Source organism: Thermodesulfobacteriota bacterium, assembly GCA_040758155.1.
GTDB lineage: Bacteria > Desulfobacterota > Deferrimicrobia > Deferrimicrobiales > Deferrimicrobiaceae > UBA2219.
In genome coordinates, this window is record JBFLWB010000153.1 from 1 (window position 1) to 2147 (window position 2147).

The following is a 2147-nucleotide window of genomic DNA, read 5'->3' on the forward strand; positions in this document are numbered from 1 at the left end:
CTGGGGATTCCGACCCATGCGCGCCTTCCGGTTGCTGACACCGAAGGTGCCGAATCCGGTAAGGGTGAGCTTCTCGCCCTTCTTCAGGGACTTGGTGACCGCATTCAGAAACGCTTCGACAGCTGCTTCCGCCTGCCCTTTACCGATCCCCGCCTCCGCGCGAATGGCCTCGACCAGTTCCGCCTTCGTCATCTGCCGAACCTCCTCAGAATTTTTATGGGCTCCCCGGGACCCGGAGAAAAACGCAGGTTTCAAGCGCCTTCGGACATTTTTCATTAATCCCGAAAGGAGTTCCCGTGTCAAGACCAAACCGAGTTCGTCCGCGTCCCGCCGCCGCCGGGAGACCTGACGCGCCGACGTTGGTATAATGAGTAGTTATGCCATATCGACGGACGTTCCTCATTTGCACGGGCATTTCCGTGCTCTTCCACGCGGTCATGCTCTGGCTGGCGTACCTGCTCCCCGAAGCGCCGCCCCGCCGCGAAGAGGTGATGGAGATCGAGGTCGCGGACATTCCCCGGTCCCCCGACTTCCTTCCGCCGAAAGCCGGGATCATCGAGGGACGGAGGCCGCGAAAGGCCGCGCCGCCGGTTCGGAAAGAGACGCGGCCGGCGGACGTCATGGAAGGGCGCGTTCCGGACCTTCCCGTGAAGCCGGATCTCCCGCCCGAGAAATCGTTTCCCGCTTCCGGCCCGCGGGAGAAGGAGCCTCCCGCGCCGCCGGAAAAGGAATCCGCCGCCGCCGCTGCCGAGCCCGCCGCCCCCCCCGCCGCCGCCGGTTCGCCGGGATCGCTGCGCGACCTCACCCCTTCGCTCGGGAAGCTGGTGATGGCGCGCGAGGAGCCGTCCGGGGGGCGCGGTCAGGCGGGAACTTCGGGGAGCGCCGTGGGAACGGGAGGGAAACGTACCGGCAAGGAAGGCATCACGGAAGAAGGCGGCAGCGGGTTCCGCCTGACGCCGCTGAACGCGCCCGAGGTGCAGTACATTTCCTACTTCGCGTCGATCAAGCGGAAGATCGAGCTGGTGTGGCAGTATCCCTTCGAGGCCGCCGCCGCGGGAGCCCAGGGGGAGCTCCTGATCGACTTCGTGATCGGCCGGAACGGGAAGCTCGAGTCGGCCGAGCTGGTCCGCGGATCGGGGCACAAGGTTTTGGACGACGAGGCGATGCGGTCGATCCGCAAGGCGTCCCCCTTCGATCCCATCCCGAACGATTACAAGATTCCGCACCTTCAGATCCGCGGGAGGTTCGTCTACGTGCACGGAGGGGCGCTGCGCCTGCGCTGAACCGAAAGGCCCTACGGGGCGAACCGCTCCCCCGAGCAGTTCTCGTACTCGTCCCGGTCCAGAAGGGAATCGTCCCCGTCGGGGTCGCCGGGCCGGATCGTCAGAAGCCACCCCTCCCCGTAAGGATCCCTCGTCACCCGGCGGGGGACGCTCTCCACTTCGGGGTTCACGTCGGTCACGGTTCCGGCGAGGGGGGACACGATCTCGAAGACGGTGAAGGGCGACTGCACCAGCCCGATCGGCTCTCCTGCGGAAACCTCGGTATGGGGGGGCGGCAGCTCCACGGAGACGGCGTCCCCGAGCATGCCGCCGGGCACATGGGTCAGCCCGATGCGGACGTCCCCCCGGGTTTCCCGCATCGCCCAGACATGCGACCTCGAGTACTTCCGGTCGGCCGGAGGGATCACATCCGCGTCCGCACGGCCGCTTCGAACGTGTTCTGGAGGAGCATGGCGATGGTCATCGGGCCGACCCCGCCGGGGACGGGGGTGATGGCGCCCGCCGTCTCCGCCGCCTCGTCGAAGGCGACGTCGCCGCAGAGCTTCCCCTCGGCGTTGCGGTTCATCCCGACGTCGATGACGACCGCGCCCGGCTTGATCCAGGAGCCGCGGATCATCCCGGCCTTCCCCACCGCCGCCACCACCACGTCGCCGGAGCGGACCACGGAAGGAAGGTCCTCCGTGCGGGAGTGGCAGATCGTCACGGTGGCGTGGCGCGACAGGAGGAGCAGGGCGGCGGGCTTGCCCACGAGGTTGCTGCGTCCCACGACGACGGCGTGCTTCCCCTTCAGCGCCACCTTCTCGTGGTCGAGCATTTTAAGGATGCCGTAGGGCGTGCAGGGAATGAATGCGGGGCCTCCCGTGA

Annotated in this window: 4 protein-coding genes; 1 reads left to right on the plus strand and 3 read right to left on the minus strand. The window is 67.3% G+C overall.

Annotated features, from left to right (window positions below):
* Window positions 1-276, minus strand: a 276-nt coding sequence (locus tag AB1346_10815; GenBank protein ID MEW6720929.1) for an HU family DNA-binding protein, incomplete at its 3' end; no start/stop codon positions are given.
* A gap of 101 nt (window positions 277-377) precedes the next feature.
* Here AB1346_10815 and AB1346_10820 point away from each other — a divergent pair.
* A complete protein-coding gene (locus tag AB1346_10820) occupies window positions 378-1283 on the plus strand; it encodes a TonB family protein (GenBank protein ID MEW6720930.1) in 906 nt (301 codons plus the stop codon).
* A gap of 11 nt (window positions 1284-1294) precedes the next feature.
* Here the strand turns inward: AB1346_10820 and AB1346_10825 are convergent, their stop codons facing one another.
* Complete coding sequence (locus AB1346_10825; protein ID MEW6720931.1) at window positions 1295-1690, minus strand: glycine cleavage system protein H; 396 nt, start codon at window positions 1688-1690, stop codon at window positions 1295-1297.
* Window positions 1687-2147: bifunctional 5,10-methylene-tetrahydrofolate dehydrogenase/5,10-methylene-tetrahydrofolate cyclohydrolase (locus AB1346_10830; protein ID MEW6720932.1), on the minus strand; the 461-nt coding region annotated here is incomplete at its 5' end. The genes AB1346_10830 and AB1346_10825, both read right to left, overlap by 4 nt.